The 602-nt window shown below is 54.3% G+C and carries 2 pseudogenes; one reads left to right on the forward strand and one right to left on the reverse strand.

Annotated features, from left to right (window positions below):
• A pseudogene (locus A3764_RS21715) lies at positions 1–335 on the reverse strand (Mu transposase C-terminal domain-containing protein); the annotation flags it as partial.
• A gap of 55 nt (positions 336–390) precedes the next feature.
• Between A3764_RS21715 and A3764_RS26160 the strand changes: the two are divergent.
• A pseudogene (locus A3764_RS26160) lies at positions 391–602 on the forward strand (hypothetical protein); the annotation flags it as partial.

Genomic DNA, 602 nt, shown 5'->3' on the forward strand with positions numbered 1-602 from the left:
TTGTACAACGCATTGATGCTCGGCTTCTGACGGGACTTGAAGAAGTCCTCAATTGCCGCTGCAATCACGGCCTCGATCGCTGCCGGCAACCGCCTGCTGCCCGTTTGGGTCCCCGGCGCGCCTGTCAGGAGAGAACTGGTGATCGGCCGCGCCTTATAAGCTCTGATTAGATCGTAAAGACGGGATCGTTTGAGACCAAGTTCCCGGCAGGCCGAGAGGAATTCGCGGCGATTAGGTTTGGCCATGCTCGCCAGCCTTCGTATCACTCCTTCACGCGCAACCGCCTGTTCCCATGCCGCATCATCTACGGCGTTGATGTCTGAGCGATCCACCATGGCCAAAACCCACAAAAAGGTATCTTATGTCCGATAATGAAACTATAATCCGGGAATGAAACAGAAACATGAATATAATAATATCAATGGGTTAGATTCCAATGATGAAACAAGAACGACATCGGAAAACCACGAGAAATCGCGCTCAGAGGTGCCAATCGGGTCTTCGTCCAACGAGAACAGCGAGAGTGATCGCCCCGACAGCGAGGCCTTGAGCCTGCCGTCCTTTGTGGCGGGCTCCGGAACGCTTGACCGGCTGGTCGACAC

It is taken from the genome of Sulfitobacter sp. HI0129 (assembly GCF_001635395.1).
GTDB lineage: Bacteria > Pseudomonadota > Alphaproteobacteria > Rhodobacterales > Rhodobacteraceae > Sulfitobacter.